The organism is Archangium gephyra (genome assembly GCF_042230915.1).
Classification (GTDB): domain Bacteria; phylum Myxococcota; class Myxococcia; order Myxococcales; family Myxococcaceae; genus Archangium; species Archangium gephyra_B.
Genome location: NZ_CP102578.1, coordinates 6,544,366 through 6,568,327, shown reverse-complemented (window position 1 = coordinate 6,568,327; position 23,962 = coordinate 6,544,366). Strand labels below are relative to the sequence as shown.

Genomic DNA, 23,962 nt, shown 5'->3' with positions numbered 1-23,962 from the left:
GTCGTCCGCTCCTGTTGTCTCGTGCTCAGGGCCGGCCGTGTTGCGCCTTGCCCTGCTTGAAGATGTCCTGCTCCGCCTTCTCGCGCGGGTGGTCTCCCGCCAGCCGCGTGTCGAGCGCCAGCTGCAGCTCCACGTCCGGCCGCGAGAACACCGCCGCCGCCGCCTGCTCCAGCACCACGTCACCCGCCGCCTTCGCGAGTACCCAGTCCGCCACCAGGGGCTGGACCTTGGCCCGCGCCCGCGCGCGCTCGGCCGCTTCCTTCAGCTCCGGTTGGGCTCGCAGCACCGCCGCCACCTCCGCACCCGCGGGACCCGTCAGCGCGTGGTGGATCATCGTCGCCGTGCCCTGGATGCGCCGCTCCGCCTTCCACACCTTCGCCAGTGCCTCGGACTTCTCCGACCCGCGATCCAAAGCCACGATGGTCAACACCCGTTCCAGGTCATCACTCGCGCCGAACTGCGGCCAGAGCTTCGCGGCCTGACGGTAGGCCTCCACCAGCATGCCGGGCTGCTCCGGCTTCGTCTCCTGGAGATCCCGCTGCTTGAGCAGGACCTCGCCCAGCAGGTGCCACGCCGCCGCGAGGGTGGGCGCGTGGTTCGTCTGCTTCGCGCGCTTGAGCGTCGCCTCGGCCCAGGTCACGTATTGGGCCATGCGCTTGACCATCGTCGCGTCCAGCTCGCCCGACTCCCACTTGAGGCGGACCTCGGCCCCCATGCCGCCCTCGAAGGCCGGGAGTGTCTCCAGCCGCTTCGCCAGCGCCGCCATTCCCTTCGCGTCCTGGTGCACCCGCAACCACTGCAACTGCCGCTCCCAGGCCGCGGCATTGCCGGGCGCCAGCGTCTGCTCCTGCAGGCTCAGCTCCTGGCTGCGGAGCAGGGCGGGGTCCCCGTCCATCGCGCGCAGCACCTCCTCGCGCAACGGGCCTCCGAGCAGCACCTCAAGCAGCTCCCACGCCTCGCTCTCGCGCAGGTGCAGGGGCCTGGTGCGCACCCAGCGCTCCAGCACGGTGATGGTGCCCAGGTACTCCTGCGTATCCGCCAGGTTGCCCACCACGAGGGCGCTCTCCGGCTGCAGCCGCACCGCGTCCTCCAGGTAGCGCACCGCCGAGCGCAGGTGGGTCACGTCTCCCGTCGCCTCGTACCGGCCCCGCAGCGACATGGCCGCGTTGTTGGCGGACGTCGCGCTGTGCTTCGCATCCTGGGCCCGGAAGGCCGCGCTCTTCGCGTACGCCCGATCGGCCTCCTCCAGCCGGCCCTCGCGCAGCGCCCGCCTCGCCTGGATCTCCAGCAGCGCATCCTGGATGTTGGGCGAGCGCAGGTCGCTCTTGCGCAGCCACTTCTCCTCGTCCTCGTCGTCCGGGGCCATGCGCGCCATGAGGGAGGCCGCGCGGTGCTTGTACATCTCCTCCTTCGCGGTGGAGTACACCTCCTCGCAGAGGGCCCGGGCCTTGTCGGGACGATCCAGCTCGCGGTAGACGCTGGCCACTTCCAGCATCAGCTCCGGGTTCTTCCCCTCCACCACGCTGAGCAGCTCCTTGTCGCCCTCCTCGGCGCGGCCCAGCCGGTGGTACACCTGCCCCAGGCCCAGGTGGAAGCGCGGGTTGCCCTCGGACTCCTGGCGGATGGAGAGGAAGGCCCGCTCGGCCTCACCCAGCAGCGTCTGGCGCGCCTCGCCCTCCGTCTCGTTGGCCCGCATCAGCTTCACCATGCCCAGCATGAGCGAGGCCGGCACCACCGACTGGTGACGCAGGTACTCCCCGCGCAGCTTCTCCAGGCCGGGGTCCGCCTCCATCTGCCCGGACAGCCACTCGTTGAAGATCGTCCGCTGCTGCTCCTCGTTGTTGGAGGCCGCCTCCAGCCGCTTCCCCACCTCCGAGGGGAGCTGGCCCGCGCGCGCCTGCGAGACGAGCCGCTCCTGCAACGCGGTCGCCTCCTGCTCGTACTTGCGCTGCACGCGCTGGAAGGGCTCCAGGCGGCTGGCGACGAAGGTGGAGAGCACCGCGTCCGCCTCGGGCAGCTGTCCGAGGTCCCGGTGGCACAGGCCGAGCATCATCTGGGCATCGCCCGTGAGCCGCCCCTGGGGCCCGAGCGCCGACAGGGTGGCCATGGCCCCCTTCGCGTCCCCCTGGCCGCGCGCGAGGCTCGCCAGCGCCACCGCCAGCTCCTGATTGCCGGGAGAGGCCTTCAGGGCCTGGGCGAGCTTCGCCCCATCGCCCTCCTCGATGAGCGCCGCGTCCTTCTCGTGCGTGGCGCGAGCCGTCTCCAGCCGCGTGAGGTAGAGGGCCACCTTCTCACGGCGCGACTTGTCCTGATCCCGGTGGCTCCTCCACGCCTCCACCGGGCCGGCGGCCTCCAACCACAGCGAGGGCGCCTCGCCAAAGGTGTCGATGATGGCCTCGGCCGCGTCCAGCGACTCCTTGCCGGGGAGCTCGACGTAGAGCGCGAGCGCGCGCAGGGGCCACTCCTTCACGAGCCGGTCCGCCACGGAGCGCTTGAGCGTCACCTGCCGCTCCCGCAGGGCCGGCACGTTCCCGGTCACCCGCAGCGCCTCCTCCACCACCGTGAGCGCCGCTTGCGTGTCCTCCGGCGTCGCCTGGCCAATCTCCCGGGCGCAGCCGTCGAGCCGCTCACCGAACCGGGCCGCGGGGGCGCCGCTGATCGCGCTGAAGGGCAGGGTGCCGATGCTCCGCACCACGCGGCCCACCGCCTCCACCGTGCCGCGCGTGCAGGGGGTGGGCATGTCCGCGAGGCTCAGCCGCACCACGGCCTCCGCCGCCTGGCTCCGCGCCGACGCATCCGCGTGCGCGTCGATGAAGGTGCGGTAGCGCTTGATGGCCTGCTCGCGCGGGAGGGTGGCCTCCGCCGTCTGGACCTCCTCCAACGCCAGCCGCGCCAGCCGCTCCGGCGAGTTCAGGTACCCGTCCACGTTGGACCAGAGGAACATCCCCACGATGCTGGCGAGCACCAGCCGCTGCCACCAGCGCGTCACCGGGCCGAGCGGCTCCTGGGCGTAGAACTGGTACGAGTTGCCGTCGTCCGAGCGCACCCGGTAGGCCTTCAGCGGGAACACGGGGATGAAGATCAGGCAGATGAAGTGCGTGGCCACATAGGTGCCGTCGGGAGCCTGATCGCGCTTGCCGTACAGCCCCACGCCGCAGCCGTTGATGGTGAAGAGCGAGGGGGCGCTCTTGATGGGGCGCGGGCCGCGCTGTGCCGTGCGGGCCGCCGCCTTGAGGGCCGGCTGGCGGGTGTCCTTCACCACGCGCTTGAGGAGGCGGTCCGCCTTGTCGAAGTGACCCTTGCCCAGGAGCCACGCCGCGTACTGGAAACGGCCGAAGACCTCCGGCTCGGCCAGTCCGGCCTCGAGCTCCGCGCGCTGCGAGGCGTCCTCGCACAGCCGCACGGCCTTCTCCAGCAGGCGGCGGCAGCCCTCGGTGCTGCCCGAGGCGAGCAGGAGCGCCGCGGTGCGGGCGGCCACGTCCGCCACGCGCTTGCGCACGAGCCCCTTCAGCTCGGCCTCCTCGGCTTCCTCCAGCGCGCCGGACAGGCCGTCGAGCACCTTGTCCATGCCCTGGCGCACCATGTCCACGCGGACCTTCATGCCGTTCCAATCCGACCGCTCCGGATCCGGCTCCAGCACATCCTCGGCGAGCAACCCCGCGACGTGTCGGATGTCTTCGGCCAGCGTGTTCAACCGCTCCATCGTTCCCCCCTCCAGGGACTGTATGAGCGCGGGACCATAGGCGATACGCCGGGTGGGGAGCGAGCCCCCCGGGTGGTGGGCGCCACTCTTGCAGTCCCCACCGGGTGGAGCCCGGGGAGGGCCCTCACGTGGACATGACGACCCACCGCCGCGACCTCGCCATCTGGGGGTACGCCTTCGGCTACTTCGCCTGCTACGCGCCCTACAGCGCGCTCACCAAGGCCCTTTCACGCGGAGCGTTGGACGGGATGACGCGCGGTATCTCCGGCTTCGAGCTGCTGCCGTGGAGCACGCTCGCGTCCGGGGTAGGCATGTTCCTCTTCCTCACCGCCCGGGGCTGGTGGCAATACGCGAGCACCCGCACGGTCCTGGGTGTGCGGGTGCCATTTCCCGGCCCGTGGACGTTCCTCTCGGGGCTGTGCTCCGCGGCCATCATCGCCACCACCACGCTCGCCTATACCTTCAGCGGCACGTCCATCGTCTTCATGATGCTGCTCATGCGCGGCGGCGTGCTCATCCTCGCGCCGCTGGTGGATGTGCTGAGCCAGCGACGGGTGGCATGGCCCTCCTGGGTGGCGCTGGGGCTGAGCTTCGCGGCCGTGGGAGTGGCCACCGCGCCGGGCGTGGATGCCCGCGTCACCACGGCGGCGCTGGTGGACCTGGGCGTGTACCTGGTGGGCTACTTCATCCGGCTGCGCTTCATGAGCCACCTGGCCAAGACGGGGGAGCCCACGGCCGGCATCCGCTACTTCGTCGAGGAGCAGATGGTGGCCACGCCCGTTCTCGTGGCGACGCTGGCGGTGGCGGCGCTCATCGGCGAGGGGCCGGTGCTCTCCGACATCCGCCACGGCTTCACGGAGCTGCTCGCGCGCGGGCGGGTGGTGGAGGAGCTGCTGGTGGGCGTGCTGTCCCAGGGCACCGGCGTCTTCGGCGGCCTCATCCTGCTGGACCACCGGGAGAACTCGTTCTGCGTCCCGGTGAACCGCGCCTCCAGCATCGTCGCGGGCGTGGTGGCCACCGGGCTGCTCGCCGCGCTGCTCGGCCTGCCGGGCGCGGGGACGCGGGAGCTGGTGGGCGCCGCGCTCGTGATGGGGGCCATGCTGGTGCTCGGCCTTCCCACCGTGCTGGCGGCCCGCCGGGCGGCGAAGCGGGCCACCGCGCTCGTGCCTACTTCTCCTCGGTCACGTGCAGGGTGAGGACGGGGCAATGGGCCCGGGCGATGACCTTCTGGGCCACGCTGCCCAGCAGCAGCCTGGGCAGGCCCCGGCGGCCGTGCGTGCCCATGACGATCAGATCGAACCCGCCCGTCTCCGCGACGCGGAGGGTGGCCGCGGCCGGCTCGCCCACCTCCAGCCGCTGGGTGATGGGACCCGGGGCCTCGAGCGAGCCGATGAGCGTCGTCAGCTCCTTGCGGGCCGCCTCGAGCGCCGTCTTCTCCAGCGACTGGGGATTCCAGCCCGGCGCGGCGACGAGGAGATCCGGCGCCACGTATTGGGGCGGCTCCCAGGCGTGCAGCACCTCGATGGAGGCATTGAACGGTTTGGCGAGCTGCACCGCGTAGTCGATGACGGCCTTGGAGCCCTCCATCAGGTCCACGGGTACGAGGATGCGAGAAGGCGTGGGCATCGGTATTCCCTCCGTTGCGGTCCGGACCCCGGCGTGGGGCGGGCGCTCTGCGGCTTCATCCCTGGAAGATGCATGCCAGGGCCATTTCACGCACCCGGGGGTGTCCGCGCGCAAACTCTTCCGCGAGGGGCGGCCATGGGCGCAAGCCTTGCGTCAGACGTGAGCCTGCCCGGAGGGGAGGGGGCGAGCGCCCGGGATGCCGGAAATGAAACGGCGGCCCCGTGAGGAGCCGCCGTCCATTCCGCGTCCTCACGGGGAGGCGCGCGGGTGCTCATGAGGCGGGGATTACAGGCCGAGCTCGGCCAGGCGGGCGCGGATGGCCGAGGCCTCGACGCCCGTGTTGTAGGCGCTGCTGCTGTAGTTGGAGCCGACGCCCACGTGGTGCAGGCCGATCACGTAGTGCGCGTTGGCGGCGCTGGCGCCCGCGAGCACCGGCGAGCCGGAGGAGCCGCCCAGCGTGTCCGCGTTGTAGGACAGCTCGTTGCTGCTCCAGTTGGTGTTGAGCACGGTGCCCGGCGAGTACTTCTTGTTGGGCACGCAGCTCGGGGTGGCGTTGTAGTCGCAGTTCTGGTGGATGACGTACATGGAGGAGCTGTTGACCGCGTTGGCGCTGGCCACCGTCAGCTTCCCGTACACCTGGCCGGGCAGGTACCCGTTGAGCGCCTTGCAGGTGAGGACGGTCATGTCCTCGGCCGTCCAGGTCTTCACGAAGATGGAGCAGTCGTACCAGATGCGGCTGGTGGAGGCGACGCCGTCCTCGTAGTTGAAGGACACCTTGGCGCCCACCGCGTCCGCGCTGCTGCCGATGCAGTGATTGTTGGTGACGATCTTGTCGTTGGCCACGAGCCACGCGGTGCAGCGGCTGCCCACGGCGGGGATGGACAGATAGCCCACCGCCTTGGAGCGGGTCCGCTCGGTGCTGGTGGAGCTCAGCGAGGTGGCGGCCGTCCAGTTCACCGAGCCGACGATGACAGGGGACTCCACCGAAGCCGTGGACTCCGCGTTGGGAACGTCCTCGGGCAGCTCGGCCACACCGCAACCCGTCAGACCCACCACCAGGAACGCACGGACAATCTTCATGCTCATAAAGGGGCTCTCTCCGTCGCGCGGGGAAGTGCGCGCGGCCGTGCTGTTGGCACTTGCCGTGCCAGCCCCGCAGGTGGCCGTTTTCACTCGGGCCGGGTCCTCTCATGCCGGGCCCGGGTGGAGCATCCATGCTCCTGTTTCGGGATTACAATTGTAAACCTGTTGCACAAATCCGGACGAAACCCGAGCCGATTCCGGACCTTAGGGGCTTCGCGCGAGCGTCCTGAATCAGGACATCACGACTTCTGGGATTCGTCGTGAAAACGGACAATTCGTGCCGTCTGGCTCGGGAGCGGGGGAGCCGGGGGGGCGCTCGGTCCGACGCGCCATGTGGGGGTTGCTCCAGGTGCCTAGCTTTCCTTTTTGGCGAGGCAAGGAGGAGCCATGCGTCCACCCATCGATTCGGGCACGGTCCTCATCACCGGGGCCTCCTCGGGGATTGGCAGGGAGATCGCCCGCCAGCTCGCCCGGCGGGCGCGGACGCTGGTGTTGGTGGCCCGCCGCGAGGAGCGCCTGGAGGTGCTGCGCGACGAGCTGCTCGAGCGCAACCCCACCCTGGGCGTGGTGGTGGAGCGGTGTGACCTGGCCCACCCGGACGAGGTGGACTCGTTGTTGGACTCGCTGCACCGGCACCTCGTCCGCGTGGACGTGCTGGTGAACAACGCCGGCCTGGGGGACTACAGCCTCTACGAGCAGGAGAGCTGGTCGCGCATCCAGCAGATGGTGCAGGTGAACGTGACGGCACCCCTGCTGCTCACCCACCGGCTGCTGCGGCGCATGGTGGAGCGCAAGCGCGGCGGCATCCTCAACATCGGCTCCTGTTGGGCGAGGGCCTTCGTCCCAGGCCTGTCCGTCTATACCGGCACCAAGCACTTCCTCGATGGCTTCACCGAGTCGCTGCGGCTGGAGTTGATGGGCACCGGGGTGGTGGTGACGCAGGTGACACCCGGGCCCGTGGACACCGAGTTCAGCGAGGTCGCGGGCACCCAGGAGCGGGCGGGCAGGGCTCCCGCGTGGATGCGTATCTCCGCGGCCCAGTGTGCCCGCGAGGCCCTGGAGGGGTTTGATCGGGCCCAGCCGCTGGTGCACCCGGGCCTCGCGTACCGGTGGGTGATGCGGCTGTCGTCGCTCATGCCCCGGGGCGTGCTGCGGGCCGCGGGCCTTCCCGCCGCCCGCCAGCTCCGCCACGGCACCTCGCTGCTGGAGCCCGCACACCCGGATAGGGGCTCCCGCGTGTTGCTCGCCGGGGAACCCGAGGGGGCGTGAGCTTCAGCCGATGATCATGTCCTCGCGCTCCAGCTTGCCTTCCTGGAAGCGGCGCAGGTTGAAGCGCGTGAAGAGCTCGTCGGACTCGCCCGTGGTCATCCACCCGGCCATCCGCTCGGCCACCGCCGGCGCCATCATGAAGCCGTGCCCCACGAAGCCCGACATCTGGAGCATGTTCTCCAGGCCCGGCGTGCGGCCCAGCACCGGGTTGTTGTCCGGCGTCACGTCGTAGCAGCCCGCCCACTGGCGCAGCACCTTCACGTGCCCCAGCTGCGGCATCTGCTCCATCAGCGCCTGCGAGAAGCGCGACACGAAGCGCAGCGTCGAGCCCATGTTCAGCCCCGGCGGCTCCTTCGGATCGCCCATGCCGCCGACGATCTCCCCGCGCATCGACTGGCTGAAGTACAGCCCCGAGTCCAGCACCGACACCAGCGGGCTGAGGAACGGCTTGAGCGGCTCCGTGCTGAGGATCTCGTGCCGGTGCGGCTCGTTGGGCAGCTGCACGCCCACCAGCCTCGCGATCTCCGGGCTCCATGCGCCGGAGGCCAGCACCACCGTGTCGCAGGCGATGTCGCCGCGATCCGTCTTCACCTTGCGCACCAGGCCGTCCGACGTCTCGAAGCCCGTGACGTTCGTGAACGTCTCGACCTTGATGCCCGCCTTGCGGCAGCCGTTCGCGTAGCCCCACAGGAAGGGCCACGGGAAGATGACGCCATCCTCCGGGTTGAACGAGGCCGCCTGCGCACCCGCCATGGACAGGCCCGGGACGATCTCACGCGCCTCGTCCACGGTGAGCAGCCGCGTGGGCACGCCGTGCTTGTTGTGCAGCGCCACGTTGCGCTCCAGGCGCTGCGCCACGGCCTTCGTCTTGGCCATGAAGAGGTAGCCGCCCTGGCGCAGCCACACGTTGATGCCCATGTCGCGCGCGAACCGGCCCATCAGCTCGATGGAGCGCTTGGCCAGCTCGATGTTGGCCGACGTGCCCCACTGCATGCGCACGCCGCCGCCGTTGCGGCCGGACGCGCCCGCGCACAGGTAGCCGCGCTCGAGCACCACCACGTCCGTCTCGCCGCGCAGCGACAGGTTGTACGCCAGCGCCAGCCCCATGATGCCGCCGCCGATGATGACCACCTTCGCCTTCGCCGGCACCGAGCCCTCGGAGCGCAGCGCCGGCGGGAAGACGGCCAGCTCCTCGGGCACGCCGCCCACCGGAGGCTGGGACTCGTCCACCTGCATCGACGCCAGCACCGACATCTCCGTCGGGTAGAGCGGCGGCCGGGGCGTGAAGGGCAGCAGGCCCGCGGGCTTCTGCGCCTTCTCCTTGCACAGCAGCGCCGCCACCGCCGACAGGCAGCCCTTGCCCTGGCAGATGCCCGTGCCGAAGCCCGTGAAGCGCTTCACCGACTCCACGTCGCAGTAGCCCTTCGCCACCGCGTGGCGGATGTCGTCGGACGTCACGTCCTCGCAGGAGCAGATCAGCGTCTTGCTCATGACTGCCCTCCCGTCAGCGAACCCACGAGCGCCTCGGCCGCGCGCCTGCCGTCCGCCGCCGCCTCCGCCGCGCTCCGGCCGCCCGTCACGTCGCCGGCCACGTACACGTCCTTGGCCGCGGTGCGCCCGTCCGCGTCCGCCACCACCGCGAACACCTCGCGCGCCTCGTCGAACTCCACCTTCGCGCCGCCCTGGCGCGCCAGCTCGAAGCTCGGGCTCGTCGCCACCGCCACCAGCACCGCGTCGCAGTCCACCTTCACCCGCTTGCCCGACGCGTTCGCGTAGCTGAAGCCGCTCACCTCGTTGCGGCCATGGGCCTTGGGCTCGCTGCCCTGGGTGGCTCCGGCCGGTGCGCCCGCGGGCACCGGGCCCTTCAGGTCCACCACCGCCGCCACCTTCGTGCCGTGCTCCTGCAGGAGGCGGGCGAGCGCGTACAGCTCCGGGCCCCAGCCCACCAGCGCCGCCACCTCGGGCGCCACGCCGTAGCGGCGCATCAGCAGGCTCGCCGCCCGGCCCGCGTACACGCCCGGCAGATCGTTGTTCTCGAAGGGCAGCAGCGGCGGGTGGCCTCCCGGCGTCAGCAGGAAGCGCTCGGCGTATACCTTGAGGAGCCGCAGCCCCTCCGGCCCGTCCGCCACCACCGCGAGGAAGCGGCCCGTCTCGTCGTCATACAGGCCGATGACCGTGGCCCGCGTGCGCACGCTGCCCGGGGGCAGGGTGCCCGCGTCCAGCGGCTTGGGCGCATCCGGCTCCGGCGCGCCCGCCACGAGGCGGCCGCCGAGCACGCTCTCGCGCTCGAAGAGGAGGAAGGACACGCCCTGGCTGGCCAGCACCTGCGCCGCCGCGAGGCCCGCCGCGCCGCCGCCCACCAGCGCCACGCGCGTGCGCAGCGTCTGCACGGGCATGCGCTCGGGAGCAGGGGAGGCCGGCAGCAGTCCGAGGCCCGCGAGCTGGCGCGCCACCTTGGCCATGACCTGCTCGGCCACGGGCACGCCGGCGAACATCTCGTGGTGATCCAACCCGTTGGGGAAGAACCAGTCGATCGCCTCGAAGACGTCCACCTTGGCGGAGGGGTAGGCGTTCTGCCGCTCCAGCTTCATGCCAGCGCGGGCCGGGGTGCGGCAGGTGTAGACGTTGGGCACGCCATCCACGCGCATGAGGCAGTGGGAGCACGCGCCCGAGAAGCAGTAGGGGCCACGGGCACGGTGGTACTTGATGGAGCGGGCGAGCACGGACTCACCGGCGGCGACGAGCGAGCACGCGACCGGCTCGCCCTCCACGGCGGGAACCGTTTCGCCCTCGAGGTCCACGGTGATGGACTTGCCGCGCGCGGCGGCATCTGGGAGGCGACGCATAGGGTGCGCGGACAATGTCCCAGCCGGACCGGGCGGTCAAAGGACACCCGGCACTCCAGCCCGCTCGCTGGGTAGAGCAGACGACAGCCCGGGTGATGGGGGGTGGTACCCCGGCTTCTCCCCGGGCTGGCGCGGTGCGTCAGCGCTGGAGCTCCAACCTTGCGCGGGCGCGCAAGAGCTGCGCCTCGGGGAAGGGCGTCTCCGAGGGGAGGGCGCTGGCACATGGCGTGCTGTGAGGAGGGGATGGAACCCCTGCCTCCTGGAGGCCGCCCATGCTCGCCGGTTACTTCTTCTCGTTCATCCTGGCCGCCGTCCTCGTCGTCTTCTGTGCCCGGTGGCCCCATACGCTGGGCCGCCTGCTGCTGGGCTGGATCTTCCTGGTCGCGGGGGCCGTCAACCTCACCCTCGCGCTCGTGAACCCACTCGTGTACGTGGAGGGCTTCGGACCCACGGCCATTCCGCTCTACCAGGAGTTCATCGAGGGGCCGTTCGCCCTCAATCCCTCGCTCTTCGTGATGCCCATCGCCCTGGGGCAGGTGCTGTGTGGCCTCGGTGTGCTGTTTGGCCAGAGCACTGGGGTGCGGTGGGGCGCGGTGGGCTGCTTGGTGTTCCTCGTGGCGCTCACGGGGCTCGGCGTGGGGTGCGCCTTCCCGGCCAACCTGGCGATGGCGATCGGCCCCGCGCTGATGTTGCGCCACCGATTCCTGCACGGCCCGCTGCACGGGCTGCACCGTAAGCACCAACCGGGAAGCGGCTTTCCGGCCGGCCGCTGAGCGGGACACCCTTCAGGGGCGAGCGCCCACGAACCGGAATGCACGGTCGAGGCTCGTAGAGGAGGGGGGGCGAGTGAGCCGGGTGCCTGGCGTGAGGGGCCCAGTGCCCCTCACTGCCCGAGCGACGAGGGCGGCGGCTTGGCGCTGAAAGCAGGCGCGTAGCACTTATATGGCTGGAGAGCGCCACGTTCCCCGGCCATCTCTGTGAGGTACGCGTGACGGACGAACTCCCACCCGGCGGGGTACCGGTCGACGAGGCCGACCTCGACGCGCGCTGGGCCAACTGCTGGCATCCCCGCGAAGTCGCCGCGCGCCTCGAGGGCGTGACCGCCCCCTGGTACGTCGCCGCGGGCTGGGCCCTGGACCTGTTCCGGGGCTCGCAGTCACGGCCGCACGCCGACCTGGAGATCGCCGTGCCGGCGGGCAGGTTCGACGAGTTGCGCACCGCGTTCGCGGGCTACGAGTTCGACGTCCCCGGCAAGGGGCGCCTCTGGCCGTCGACGCCGCCGGAGCTGCTGCCCTTCAGCCACCAGACCTGGCTGCGGGATCCCTCCACGGGCTCCTTCCTGGTCGACGTGTTCCGGGAGCCGCACGACGGGGACACCTGGATCTACCGGCGGGACGAGACGCTCCGGCTGCCCTATAGCGAGATCATCGAGCGGACGGAGGACGGCATCCCGTACCTGATGCCGGAACTGGTCCTGCTGTTCAAGGTCAAGAACGGGCGTCCGAAGGACCTCGCGGACCTCGAGGGTGTCCTGCCGCTCCTCGACGCCTCCCGCCGGGCCCGCCTCGCCGGCTGGATGGCCCGGGTGCACCCGGGCCACGCCTGGCTCTCGCTCCTGGGCTGAGCAGTGGCGCCGGACCGCGCCGGGGAGCCGGGACGCGCCCGAACAGCTGCCCGGGAAAGAGGCAGGGGTAAACACCGTCGTAGCGTGCCGGTCCGGGTTGCGCCTCGAAAGATCTTGGCGGTCATCCCCGCTGACGTCCTGGCGGGTCGGCCAGGGCGTCTTCATCCAATCCACCCGAGGAGGACTCAAGGCGGCTCACTGACGCACGCCAGCGGCGGCTCAGAGGAAGGCATTCGTGGCTCAATTGCAGGTGACCGTGCCCGTGGCCACGATCAGATAGGGCCCATCAAGATAGCCCCGGAGCGTCGCCGAGGAGAAAGTCCCGGTCAGCGTGCCACTCTGGAGGGAGCAGTTGTAAGTGTTTGGATAGCTGCGTGTGAGCCCCATCGTCAGACTGAGATTCAGGCTTGGGCTTGTTGTCCCCGAGATACTGCCCGAACTCACGTTATTGAAAGCGGTGATGACCGGGACGTAATACACGACCTTCTCAGGGTAGTAGCCACTCAGGACGCGACCGGTGTCCGGCTCCCAGACGAAGCTGATGGGGCCACGCGCGTAGACGAGACTGCTCGCGCTGGAGGTAAAGTAATAAATCGAGTCGGAAGCGTAGAAGACGCAGGAGCCTGTGGCGCTCGCATTCGTACCCGCGAACAGAACCACCATCATCGACACAGCGGCCAACGGCTTGCCCATGCGCATTGCTTTCCTCTCGCTCATCTCGATGTGCGTCTGATACAGGTGGAGGAGGATATTGCCAGGGTACACCCATCACAGCCCTCCCTCGCGACCCATCTAAATGGGACCAAATGAACGCTTCCCACCTGCGGGCCCGCGCACAGGAGGATTGAACCCGCTTCGGATGACTCAAGCGCCCCGCTGCGCCAGCCATTGTCGGGCCGGCGCCGCCAGAGGGGTTGCTGGGCCTCGAGAATGCGTATGGCCAGCTCGGTGAGGGACGCACGCACCACCGGATCGCCACGTGCCCATCCGGATGTCGGGGCTGACGGGTGGGCTTGCCCCGGTTACGTGGCTCTCTTGCGGTTTGTGTGAAACCTGCACTCGGGCAGGCTCACCTCCAACCTCCATAACGTCGGAGGTCACGTCCGCACTCCTGCCGAAACGGTCACTTACCGGTCGTGCTCCAGTGCCACGGCTCGGACGGCAGGTTGCGGAAGCCATACCGTGCGGCGTTCGCCTTGAGCCACGCAAAGCCGGACGACTTGCTGGTCATGTCCGTAGGGGTGGACCTGGTGCTCGGCATCCCGCTGCCGTTCTCCGGCAACGCATGACGTCTGCGGTGCTGGAGGTGCCGGACCTTCTTGCTGGACACTTTGGGTGTCCAAACAAGGAGGACGGCATGAAGCACGTGATGCGAGTGGTCTCCCTGACGGCCCTGCTCCTCGGGGCCGCGAGCGCGGCCGCCGCGGAGGGACAGCCCGAAGAGGCTGATACCCGGACCGAGGCACAGAAGGTGGAGGACGCGCTCCAGGAGGCCTGGGACAACGCGGCCCTCGAGGCGCTGAGGGCCAGCACGGCGGCGGCTCCGGCCACGTCGGCCCGGGAGGAGCCCAGGGCCACCGGCCTCTCCGTGCCCGCCAACGAGTACACCGAGGCGCAGGCGATGGAGCTGCTGCGCACCGGGGAGCCGGAGACGGTCACCTGGGTGCTTGGCCCGCCCCTCCAGGTCCGCGGGTGCTGGTACTTCGCCACCAGCGTACCCATCGCGTCCCGGTATGGGCCGCCCTACTACCAGGTGTCCCTTCATCGCATCCCCTCACGGCATTGCGTGGCGGACGTGGTGATGCTCGGCTCGTCGTACGCGGGGGGCGGCCTGATGACGAACAAGGAGAGCGAAGGCCTCGCCCTCTCCTACCCGTCGAAGCAGACCCCGAGCGGCTCGGCACTCGTGCACGTGCGGTTGCTCGCGGTGGACCCCAGGACGCTGACGGTCTCCCGGGCCGGCTTGCTCGGCACGTACCTGGGGAGCACCTACGCCTCCGGCATGCACTTCGAGGGCAACCGCCTCCTCGTGGAGACGAACCGCTACACGGCCACCTTCCCGCGCTTCCTCACCAGCGAGGAGCCACCCATCGGGGTCATCTTCCCGTAGCCGCGAATACCCCTGGACCCCCACCACGCCCACCAGGGCGTGGTGCTGGAAGCACGGGCGCTCCGCCCCTCGGACACAAGCCAGGACGAAAAGCGCTGGACGTGTTGGCCTGCGTACGGTGTGGCGGCAGGCGCCGGGTGCTGGCGTAGCTGACGACACCCGAGGAGGTGCGCGCCATTTAGGAGCACCTGGAACGACCCACGCGGCCTGCTCAGCAAGCCCCGGCGTAGGGGCCCGCGCAGATGGCATGGTGTTGAGTGACGTCCCCCTGAGAGACAATCAAACGGTTCGGCTAGGCATGAGGTGGCTCATGCGGCCTAGTTCCTCGCGATGTTCAGATGGGTGGAGCCGCACCCGTTGAAATCCCAGGCCTCGATGGTGATCAGCAACCGGGTGCCCCTGGTGAGGTTATCGAGGGAGACCCTCGACTGGCGCGTGTTAGGCGCATTGTTATTGCAACCCAGGACCTGCGAGGTGTTGTTGTAGTTGCGGATCTCGAGCACTGTATCGAAGCTTGAGTTGACCGTGGAGAATCTGTAGGAGCCTGTCGCAGGCACCGTCCAGATATAGGAAACGTCTTTCGACGGACCAGCGCCGCAAGTGGTCGTCCACTGATTGACCAAGTTGCAGATCTCCGGGTAGGTGGCGACAGGAATTCCAAGCGCACTGCCCAGATCGGCCACGAGAGACATCTGCGACACCGTCCCGGACCCATCGGCTTCAGGCGTTGTGGAATCAGATCCACTCTGCTTCTTGGGGATAGCGACTTCAGACTCCTCGCCTTCGGGAGCAGGTCCGCACGCAGCAACGAGCAACGCCGCAGAGGCCAAACAAAGAATGGACTTGTATGGATTGGTCATGTTCGTTCGTCTCAACCTCGTGGAAGGAAAATATGCTTAAATTGTTTCTCGCTACAAGAGCGATTTGTGCCCTTTCACGGGCGAGGACAAGAGGCGGATGAGGCGCAGTTATGTTTTTGTGAACGCAGCCATGTGTTTGCGAACAGTGGCCGTGTTCGGTGGTGAAGAGTCTTGGGTTGCAAGAAGCTGACAGAAAAGCTTCTTGAAGGCGGGAACTGCCACGAGCAAACCTCACGAGATTCCACGGCGTCTTCGCTCCGGGCGCGGAACTCCGGCCATTTCCGCTCCCCCAAGCGGGGGAGGGGCGCGCGGCCTGAGCGGGCGTGTGCCCAAAGAGGGCTGCACGGCCTCTGCACCGGCCCGGCGCACAGCCTGGCCGCCACCCGTCAGCGGCCCTCCTCGGCCCCTCTGCATCAGCCCTCACCCTCAACAGGCCTTCTATTCGCCCTATGCGTAGGATGGATTCACGTGCGGCTCCTTACATTGGACCGTGAAGGTGGGACCGCTCCGTTGCACGAGGACGCGGAGGTGCCGTGGAATGCGGCATGGCCCAGAGCGTCACCTTCGCCGTGGACGATGTGGTCCCAGCCCCCAGGCGCCTTCCGGAGTGCGGCCTGGCCGAGTCGTTGGCCTCGAGGCTGACGGAACCCGTGCGCGCCACGTCGCATGCGGAGGCGATGTTCATCCCCCCGCTGGACACCCACCCGCTCATGGCCGCGGTGCACATGGCCTTCAGCGAGCACCGGCCCCTGGTGCTCTCGCCGGACATCATCTGGGTCACCATCGCCCAGGGGCTCGCGCTGCACATCGTGCACAACTCGGAGTCCCTGCGCTCCGACCTGGTGCGGCACCAGGGCCGCAAGGAGCTCGTGGTCGAGCGCCTCTCGTGGGACTTCTCCTCGGCGGAGTTCTGGAGCGGCGTTGTCGGCGACTTCTCGACGCTGCTGCGCGAGGAGAGCCCGGCCCTGCACGAGTTGATGGTGTGCGACTTCTCGACGACTGGCCCCGTCGAGCGCGCGGTCAGCCAGGTGGTGCTGATGGATGCCCTGCGCAAGTACTTCGATTACGTGGTGAAGTGCATCTGCGGCATCCCCACCGTCACGCTCGAGGGCTCCCCGGAGGACTGGAGCCAGCTTCGAAAGAAGGTCGAGCAGCTTCCGCGTTACGGGCTGGACTGGTGGGCCCAACACCTGTTGCCCCTCTGCGATCAATTCGTGCGGGCCACCCAGGGCCAGGAGGACCGCGGCTTCTGGCAGGGCATCTACAAACTGCGCAAGGCCTACGGCGGGACGACGATCAACGGGTGGATCTGCAAGCTGTTCCCCTTCATCCGCAACCACGCCACCGGGGATTACGACGTGAGGAACCCCGTGTTCGCTGCCCCTCCAGACACCGAGGGGGACAGGCCGTACGCGCCCGGGTGGATCTCGAGCCAGGTGCTGCCCACCGGCCTGTCTCGCGCCCCCTTGACGCTCCGGTTGGAGACGCTGGACCCCCCGAAGAGCGAGAGCCTGGCCATCAGCGCGGGCTTCCTGGGAGTGGGACAGTTCTCGAAGAAGGCCCTGCGCCCCGTGCTGGGCTGGGTCGTCCACGAGGATTGCGGACTGGAGACCTTGCTGCGGCGCCTGGTGAAAGAGCACCAGGCGGCACCCCCGCTCCCGGCGGACCGGCTCTCGAATTGGATGGAGGCCTGGCAGCGTACCGGGCTGACGGCGGAGCTCATCCACATGTACAGCACCTTCAACGGGGCCTCGCTCTTCGATGGGGCGGACAGGCCCACGTACCGGATCCGGCCCGCGGAGGAGTTGAAGCGCTGGCTGCCCACGCTTCCTCCTTCAGCTCCTCCTTCAGTCGATCCGAGGAACTTGCGTCCGTCCAGAACCAGCGCCGATCTGTCCCTCTACCAATGGATGCTGTTCTGCGACCTCGCGGATGGAAGCTTCCTGGCCTACAAGTCCGATGTCCGCTCAAGGTGTCCCATCGTCTGGGTGAAGGACCCCCAGGACTTCCACGGGCCCTGTGTCGCCGAGGGCCTGGACGAGTTCCTGCGGCGCGCGCTCGACTCGAAGGGCCGCTTGTACTTCCAGGAGCCGGAGTTCACTCCGAGCGGGCACATTTCCCTGCTCTGAAACCGCACGGCCTCCCATTGCTCCGGGGCATTGAGCAGCAGCCCCAGGACGCAGGGTGTTGAGGCTGACGCCCCTGCCGCGCCCCTCAGGGGAGGGTGGCCTGGGCAGGCATGCCGGAACCTTTTCACCGCGCCGGTGTCGAGGAGATGGATCCGGTTCTCCCCGCGGCTCAGCTGTTTGGTGCTCGTGCGATACCCGGCCATGATGAGCTGGTAGCACTGCACCGTCACCTCGGTAGAGGGGCTTCCTCCTCTGTGCCGCATTTTCGGAGAACGCAATGCGTCGAACTCTTCCTCGCTTCGCCACCGTGACCCTTGCGAGCTGCGCGGCTGTCGCGCTCCTCACTGCGGCCGATACGAGAAAACCCGCCACCGAATGGCTGGCTCGTCCGTCCGAAGCAGCCCGGGTGGCGCGGGTCGAAGCGGGCCTCGCGCCGGTCACCCTCCCGGGTGAGGAGCCCGTTCGCCTGTCACTCCAGCGCTGGATGGAGCTGTACAAGATTCCCGGGCTGAGCGTCGCCGTATTCGACAAGAACGCCATCGTCTGGGCCAAGACCTATGGCGTGAAGGAGGCCGGTGGTTCGGAGCCCGTTGCCCTCGACACGCTGTTCCAGGCCGCCTCCATCAGCAAGCCGGTGACGGCCCTGGCGGTGCTTCACTACGTCGAGAAGGGCAAGTGGTCGCTGGACGCGAACATCAACGAGAAGCTGATCTCGTGGAAGGTGCCTGACAACGAGTTCACGAAGGAGCAGAAGGTGACGCTCCGCCGGCTGCTCAGCCACAGTGCGGGTCTGACGGTGCACGGCTTCCCAGGCTACGCCGTCAATGAACCGCGGCCCACCGTCCAGCAGATCCTCGACGGCGAGAAGCCCGCCAACACCGCTCCGGTGCGAGTCGACATCGTCCCCGGGACGCAGACGCGGTACAGCGGCGGCGGCACGACGGTTGTCCAACTGATGATGGTCGATCAGCTGAAGAAGCCGTTTCCGCGGATCATGCGGGAGACGGTGCTGGCACCGCTCGGTCTGAAGGACAGCACGTATGAGCAGCCTCTGCCCCCGGCTCTCGCCGCCAGGACTGCCACGGGCACGCACCCGAGCGGTGAGAGCATCGAAGGGCGCTGGCACATCTACCCGGAGATGGCGCCCGCCGGCTTGTGGACGACGCCGTCTGATCTCGCGCGCATCGCCATCGAGGTGTCGAAGGCCAAGGCAGGCACCTCCACGCGCGTGCTGTCGCAGGCGATGGCGAAGCAGATGCTCACGAAGCAGTCGAAGAGCTTCGGGCTCGGCTTCCAGTTGGAGGACGGCAACGACGGTTTCGGCCACGGCGGCTCGAACGAGGGCTTCCAATCCCTTCTGACTGCGTTCGCCGACTCGGGCAGTGGCGTGGCGATGATGGCCAACTCGGACAACGGGTTCATGCTCTTCGATCGTCTCTTGGCCAGCATGGCCGCCGAGTACGGCTGGAAGTCCTCTACCGAGCGCCTTGAGTCCCCGATGCTCATGGCGGACCTGCTCTCGCGACTCAAGGGAGCGGAGGCCGCTCTCGCCTGGTACAAGGCGAGGCGACGCGACGGCCCGGCCGAAGGGATGTCGCCGAGCGTCCTGAACTCCCTCGGCTATCGGCTGCTCCTCGAAGGCAAGCTCGACGACGCGCTGAAGGTGCTCGAGGCGAACGTCGAGCTCTATCCTGAGGACGCCAATGCGTATGACAGCCTCGGTGAGGGCTACCTCAAGGCGGGCAGGAACGAGGAGTCCATCGTCAACTACAGGAAGTCGCTCAAGCTCGACCCAAAGAACACCAACGCCGTGAAGATGCTCGAGAAGCTCGGCGTGCGCCCCTGAGGCAGGGGGGAAGCCGCGGGCGGACAGGGTCATGCGGCGACCCCGTCACGCCCCGGAGGCGATTACTGGCAGGTGATGTTGGTCGTGGTCGTGCAGTAGGTGCAGATGTTCAACGATGGAGGTAACCGTGCGACGAGGGCCGCGTTGCATGAGCTGGGCGCGGCTTCCTGGCCAGCAGGCCACCAGGCACGATTTCCGTCGAGTCCACGCGGAATGCTAAAGCCCCCGCCGTGCCCCGGGTCCGTCCTGGCTTTCAGGCACAACGTAAAGGAATCACGCTCAATGCTGTCTGTTTTGAATGTCCGCCGGGTGTCAGGACGCATCGCCGCCCTGGGCCTCACGTGCCTGCCCCTGCTCGCGGGAGCGGTGGCTGAACCCGCCGGAAGCGCTCCCATGGACCCGCCCGCCGTGGCGCGGCCCGTGGTCCCGGGCCTGCTGGAGATCAAGTTCGTGGACGGCCAGGAGATCCGGCTGCGCAACGGGCGTCCTGTCGATCTGCGGGGCCGGGCGCTGACGAGCACCGCCTCGCGCCGGGTGCTCGAGCGGGTGGCCCGGGGTGCATGGCTCCGCTCCCATGACGTGAGCGAGGAGAAGCTGGAGGCGATGCGTTTCCAGGGCCAGCGCGCGACGGGCGGGGAGCTGGCGGATCTCAACCTCTACTTCCGCCTGCGCCTGCCGCCGGGGCTGGACGCGGAGGACCTCGCCGGCCAGCTGCGCGCCCTGCCAGAGGTGGAGGCCGTCCATCACGTCCCCGCTCCTCCGCCCTCGCCGGTGGTTCCGGACTTCTACACGCCGGGCAGCGGCTCGTATCAGCGCTACCAGGACCCGGCTCCCGGCGGAATCGACGGCCGTTACGCCGCCACGCTGCCGGGGGGACAGGGCTCCACCGTCCGCATCTGCGACGTGGAGTACAGCTTCAATCGCAACCACGTGGAGCTCGCGGGCGTCACGGTGGTGGGGGCCGCTCCGGTGGATCCCTTCTCCGACACCAACCATGGGACGGCCGTCCTGGGCATCTACGGCGGCGCCGCGAATGGCCAGGGCGTGACGGGCATCGCCCCCATGGCGCAGAAGCTCTTCGCCGCGGCCCAGACGGCGTCGGGCTACAACGTCGGCGCGGCCATCACCACCTGCGCGGCGAACATCGGGGCGGGGGATGTCATCCTCATCGAGCAGCAGACGTGGGGTCCCCGGAGCACGGGCAGCAGCGACTGCTTCGGCTGCGTGCCGGTGGAGTGGTACAAGCCCTCCTACGACGCCATCAAGCTGGCGGTCGCCGCGAACAAGATCGTCGTCGAGACGGCGGGCAACGGCTCGCAGTTGCTGGATGACGCCATCTACGCCACGGGGAACGGCGGGCACTACCCGTTCCTGGCGCAGAACGACTCGGGCGCCCTCCTGGTGGGCGCGGGCATGTCCCCCGCCTACGGTGCCAGCGCGCGCTCGGCACACGACTACTCCAACCACGGCTCTACCCTGGACGTGCAGGGCTGGGGGGACAGCGTCGTCACCTCCGGCTACGGCAACCTCTTCTCGGCCGACGGGATGAATGGCTGGTACACCCACTCCTTCGCCGGAACGTCGAGCGCGGGTCCCATCGTGACGGGCGCGGCCGCCAGCCTCCAGGGGCGGCACAAGTCCCTGCGCGGCTACAGCCTCACCCCGGCCCAGCTCAAGACGGTGCTGCGCAACACCGGCACCCCTTACACCGGGACGAAGAACATCGGGCCGCTGCCCAACCTGCGGGGGGCGCTCAACTCGCTCAGCTCGCCCGGCGGGTGCACCGCGGGCGGCGTGAGCCTCGGGGGAGGCTGCTGGTACCTGGGCGCTTATGACCAGAGCTGCCTGGACGTCTGCGCCAACCGGGGCGGCTACTCCACGGTGACGGCCTCGTACGTGGGAGCGCCGTCGCAGGGGGGAAGCCTCACCCGGTGCCAGCAGGTGCTCGCGTCCCTGGGGTACGCCGCAACGGTGTCGGAGGGCACGCGCACCGACAGCCTCGGCCTGGGCTGCCACCGGTGGAACAACGGGAGCCTGTGGTGGCAGAGCAGCCCGGCGTTCGACCCGGCGAGCAAGACCACGGGCGGTGGGGCGCAGCTGGCCTGCGCCTGCGTCAACTGAGCTGAAACCGCGGTGCCGTGCCGCTCACCTTGAGAAGGGGGGCGGCGCGGCGGGCGCTCAAGTTGTCTGCATACAAGCAGGTTTCCGGCGCGGAAACAATCGAGCCCCTGACGGATGCCGGTCGAAGGCCGGGCCGGCGTAGACCGCGCGGCCATGACCATGACCCAGCATGCAGTGGTGATCGTCGGAGGCGGACCGACGGGGATGATGTTGGCGGCCGAGCTCGCGTTGGCGAAGGTCGACGTCGCGATCGTCGAGCGGCGCGAGACCCAGGACCTCGACGGCGCGCGCTCACGCGGCCTGCACGCACGCACCATCGAGGTGCTCGATCAGCGTGGAGTCGTGGATCGGTTCCTCTCGCAGGGGCAGGTGGCGCAGGTCGCGGGGTTCGCGTGGATCCCGCTGAGCATCAGCGACTTTCCCACCCGGCATCCCTACGGGCTCGGCCTCGGGCAGAAGGAGTTCGAGCGCATCCTGGCCGGCTGGGTTGACGAGCTGGGCGTGCGCATCTACCGCGGACGGGAAGTGACCGGGTTCGCACAGGACGACAGCGGCGTCGACATCACGCTCTCTGCCGGTCCGTCGCTCCGGGCCGGATATCTCGTCGGATGCGACGGCGGACGCAGCGTGATCCGGAAAGCAGCCGGCATCGAGTTCGCCGGATGGGATCCGACCGTGAGCTGTCTGATCGCCGAGGTCCAGATGACCCAGGAGCCGAAGTGGGGGATGCGCCGCGATGCCATCGGCGTCCATGCCTTCGCCAGGTTGGCGGACGGCCAGGTGGGGGTGATGGTGACCGAGCGGCAGATCGGCCCTCGCGGCGAACCAACGCTCCGCGAGCTCAGCGATGCGCTCGTCGCCGTCTACGGCACTGACTACGGGATCCACAGCCCCAACTGGATCTCCCGGTTCACCGACCTGACGCGGCAGGCCGCGGCCTACCGCGACCGACGCGTTCTGCTGGCCGGCGATTCCGCACACGTTCACTTCCCCGTGGGCGGGCAGGGCCTCAACCTCGGCGTGCAGGACGCGGTGAACCTGGGGTGGAAGCTGGCCCAGGTGGTCAAGCGAACCTCGCCCGACAGTCTCCTCGATTCGTACCAGCTCGAGCGCCACCCGGTCGCGGCACGCGTGCTGCGCAACACGATGGCGTCCCTCGCGCTTCTTCGATCAGACGACCGCGTCGAGGCGTTGCGAGAAACCCTCGCCGAGCTGCTGCGGATGGACGAACCCCGCAAGCGAATCGCCGGAATGATGTCGGGGCTGGATATCCGCTACGAGCTGGGCGAGGGACACCCGCTGCTCGGACGCCGCATGCCGGATCTCGACCTCGTCACCGCGAACGGCCCACGGCGCGTCTTCACGCTGCTGCACGAGGCCCGGCCCATTCTGCTCAACCTCGGGGAGCCCGGCGGCTTCGAGATCGCTCCCTGGGCAAATCGGGTGAGCATCGTCGACGCTCGATACGGGGGCCCCTGGGAACTTCCTGTCCTCGGGGCGGTCACCGCGCCCGCCGCCGTGTTGATCCGGCCCGACGGCCATGTGGCCTGGGTGGGAGACCGGACCCAGCTCGGGCTCACGGACGCGCTCACCCGATGGTTCGGGCCGCCTGCCGCGGCATAACTCGGAGGACGGCCTCCTCGAGAGCGGTCGGGCTTCCTGGCCAGCAGGCCACCAGGCACGATTTCCGTCGAATCCACGCGGACTGCTGGAGCCCCGTGCCGCTCCCCCCGTGCTCGTTCGTGGCTGTTGGGGTGCGCTGTCATACTCCAAACGGCCCCGCCAGGATCCGCCAGGTCCTAGCTCCAATGGAGGACCCGGCCATGCGTCTCCGAGCGTGCATCGCACTTCTGCTCTATGTCTCCGCCTGCGCTACGTCAGCGCCCATCCCAAGAGAGCCAGCGGCCTGGGACCCGAGGCTCGTCAATCTCCAGCGAGCGGCGACGCTGCCCTGGACGGACAGGGGGCGGTGCGCCGTTCGCGAAGCTTCTGAATCCTGGCCCGTGTTGGCGGAGCGGTGCTTTCATGCCCTCGACCATGACCGGATCGAGTTTCACGACACCACGGGACGATGTGCGGTCGCCTCAGCGGGTGCCGCTGCCGTTGGCGTTGGACTCTGTGTCTTGGCGGCGCCGGAGCTCGTCGTGGGAACGGTAATCGTCGCGGGCGTGGTGGTGGTGGGATTCGTCATCAAAGAGGCCCTGGATGCGTATGAGAAGAGGGGCCGTCCCCAAGTAAGGCCCGCGCCTGAAACGCGGCCCGCGCCTGGAACAAAGCCCGTTCCGCAGGAGCCCTCACCGAAAAAAAGGCCCAAGCCGGAGCCAAAAGGACCGGATTTCCCTCCCGTGGGGCCAACCGACACCACGGAGCGAGACCGACGCCCGGAGTGCCAACCCATCCCGGTGCCGCACCGAGGCGGAAATAACCATCACAACAAGTGCGCTGACAGAATTCCGTACAACAGCTTCTCCGGTTGGGATGTGCTCGTTAATGGCAAGCAATTCGATGCGCTGCAACTGGCCACGCGCACGTTGTGGGAGGTAAAGACTGATGACTTCGATATACACTCACCTCGCTCCCAAGCGTTCTTCGCCAAAGTGAAGCTGCCGGAAATACGGTACGAAGCCAGACTCGCCAAGGAGTGTGGCTATAACTTCGCTGTTGGCGTCAAAAGCGCTGCGCACAAAGAAGCACTCGAGAGATTGGATAGAACCCTTACCATTGTCGTGATGGAGTGGTGTTGAC

Annotated in this window: 17 protein-coding genes; 10 read left to right on the top strand and 7 right to left on the bottom strand. The window is 68.7% G+C overall.

Features of this window, described 5'->3' with window-relative positions:
• Positions 1-25 precede the first annotated feature (25 nt).
• The gene (locus NR798_RS25740; RefSeq protein ID WP_375765139.1) at positions 26-3,703 is read right to left on the bottom strand and encodes a tetratricopeptide repeat protein; all 3,678 of its coding nucleotides are present in this window, start codon (positions 3,701-3,703) and stop codon (positions 26-28) included.
• A gap of 134 nt (positions 3,704-3,837) precedes the next feature.
• Between NR798_RS25740 and NR798_RS25735 the strand changes: the two genes are divergently transcribed.
• The gene (locus NR798_RS25735) at positions 3,838-4,899 is read left to right on the top strand and encodes a hypothetical protein (protein WP_375765138.1); all 1,062 of its coding nucleotides are present in this window, start codon (positions 3,838-3,840) and stop codon (positions 4,897-4,899) included.
• Here the strand turns inward: NR798_RS25735 and NR798_RS25730 are convergent.
• Together NR798_RS25730 and NR798_RS25725 are read right to left on the bottom strand one after the other, a co-directional pair.
• Positions 4,871-5,329, bottom strand: a complete 459-nt coding sequence (locus NR798_RS25730) for a universal stress protein (protein ID WP_375765137.1) — start codon at positions 5,327-5,329, stop codon at positions 4,871-4,873. The genes NR798_RS25735 and NR798_RS25730 overlap by 29 nt on opposite strands.
• A 285-nt stretch (positions 5,330-5,614) precedes the next feature.
• Positions 5,615-6,409 (bottom strand): trypsin-like serine peptidase, encoded by a 795-nt coding sequence (locus tag NR798_RS25725; RefSeq protein ID WP_375765136.1) that lies wholly within the window; start codon positions 6,407-6,409, stop codon positions 5,615-5,617.
• Between the two features lie 390 nt (positions 6,410-6,799).
• On the opposite strand from NR798_RS25725, the gene NR798_RS25720 reads away from it, so the two are divergent.
• Positions 6,800-7,681: an SDR family NAD(P)-dependent oxidoreductase gene (locus NR798_RS25720; protein WP_375765135.1), complete on the top strand. Its 882-nt coding sequence runs from the start codon at positions 6,800-6,802 to the stop codon at positions 7,679-7,681.
• A 3-nt stretch (positions 7,682-7,684) separates the two neighbouring features.
• On the opposite strand, the gene NR798_RS25715 is transcribed toward NR798_RS25720, so the two are convergent.
• The gene (locus NR798_RS25715) at positions 7,685-9,172 is read right to left on the bottom strand and encodes an FAD-dependent oxidoreductase (RefSeq protein WP_375765134.1); all 1,488 of its coding nucleotides are present in this window, start codon (positions 9,170-9,172) and stop codon (positions 7,685-7,687) included.
• Complete coding sequence (locus NR798_RS25710) at positions 9,169-10,527, bottom strand: 2Fe-2S iron-sulfur cluster-binding protein (protein WP_375765133.1); 1,359 nt, start codon at positions 10,525-10,527, stop codon at positions 9,169-9,171. Before NR798_RS25710 ends, NR798_RS25715 begins: the two co-directional genes overlap by 4 nt.
• Positions 10,528-10,799: 272 nt before the next feature.
• Here NR798_RS25710 and NR798_RS25705 point away from each other — a divergent pair, with 272 nt between their 5' ends.
• Both NR798_RS25705 and NR798_RS25700 read left to right on the top strand, forming a co-directional pair.
• A complete protein-coding gene (locus NR798_RS25705; protein ID WP_375765132.1) occupies positions 10,800-11,300 on the top strand; it encodes a DoxX family membrane protein in 501 nt (166 codons plus the stop codon).
• Positions 11,301-11,515: 215 nt separating this feature from the next.
• A complete protein-coding gene (locus NR798_RS25700; protein ID WP_375765131.1) occupies positions 11,516-12,151 on the top strand; it encodes a nucleotidyltransferase domain-containing protein in 636 nt (211 codons plus the stop codon).
• A gap of 240 nt (positions 12,152-12,391) precedes the next feature.
• Here NR798_RS25700 and NR798_RS25695 read toward each other — a convergent pair whose 3' ends face one another.
• Positions 12,392-12,844 (bottom strand): hypothetical protein, encoded by a 453-nt coding sequence (locus tag NR798_RS25695; protein WP_375765130.1) that lies wholly within the window; start codon positions 12,842-12,844, stop codon positions 12,392-12,394.
• A gap of 664 nt (positions 12,845-13,508) precedes the next feature.
• Here NR798_RS25695 and NR798_RS25690 point away from each other — a divergent pair.
• Positions 13,509-14,261 (top strand): hypothetical protein, encoded by a 753-nt coding sequence (locus NR798_RS25690; protein WP_375765129.1) that lies wholly within the window; start codon positions 13,509-13,511, stop codon positions 14,259-14,261.
• Between the two features lie 317 nt (positions 14,262-14,578).
• Here the strand turns inward: NR798_RS25690 and NR798_RS25685 are convergent, their stop codons facing one another.
• A complete protein-coding gene (locus NR798_RS25685) occupies positions 14,579-15,121 on the bottom strand; it encodes a hypothetical protein (RefSeq protein ID WP_375765128.1) in 543 nt (180 codons plus the stop codon).
• A gap of 545 nt (positions 15,122-15,666) precedes the next feature.
• Between NR798_RS25685 and NR798_RS25680 the strand changes: the two genes are divergently transcribed.
• The 5 genes from NR798_RS25680 to NR798_RS25660 all read left to right on the top strand — a co-directional run bounded on the left by NR798_RS25680 (position 15,667) and on the right by NR798_RS25660 (position 23,961).
• Positions 15,667-17,250, top strand: a complete 1,584-nt coding sequence (locus NR798_RS25680; RefSeq protein WP_375765127.1) for a DUF4419 domain-containing protein — start codon at positions 15,667-15,669, stop codon at positions 17,248-17,250.
• Positions 17,251-17,527: 277 nt separating this feature from the next.
• Positions 17,528-19,096, top strand: coding sequence for a serine hydrolase (locus NR798_RS25675; RefSeq protein ID WP_375765126.1), 1,569 nt, complete (start codon positions 17,528-17,530; stop codon positions 19,094-19,096).
• 282 nt (positions 19,097-19,378) lie between these two features.
• Positions 19,379-21,217, top strand: coding sequence for a S8 family serine peptidase (locus tag NR798_RS25670; RefSeq protein ID WP_375765125.1), 1,839 nt, complete (start codon positions 19,379-19,381; stop codon positions 21,215-21,217).
• A gap of 114 nt (positions 21,218-21,331) precedes the next feature.
• Positions 21,332-22,840 carry an FAD-dependent monooxygenase gene (locus NR798_RS25665; protein WP_375765124.1) on the top strand — a complete coding sequence of 503 codons (1,509 nt, stop codon included), beginning with the start codon at positions 21,332-21,334 and terminating at the stop codon, positions 22,838-22,840.
• A gap of 521 nt (positions 22,841-23,361) precedes the next feature.
• Entirely contained in the window at positions 23,362-23,961 is a 600-nt protein-coding gene (locus tag NR798_RS25660; protein WP_375765123.1) for a DUF6310 domain-containing protein, read from the top strand.
• The last annotated feature ends 1 nt before the right edge of the window (position 23,962 follow it).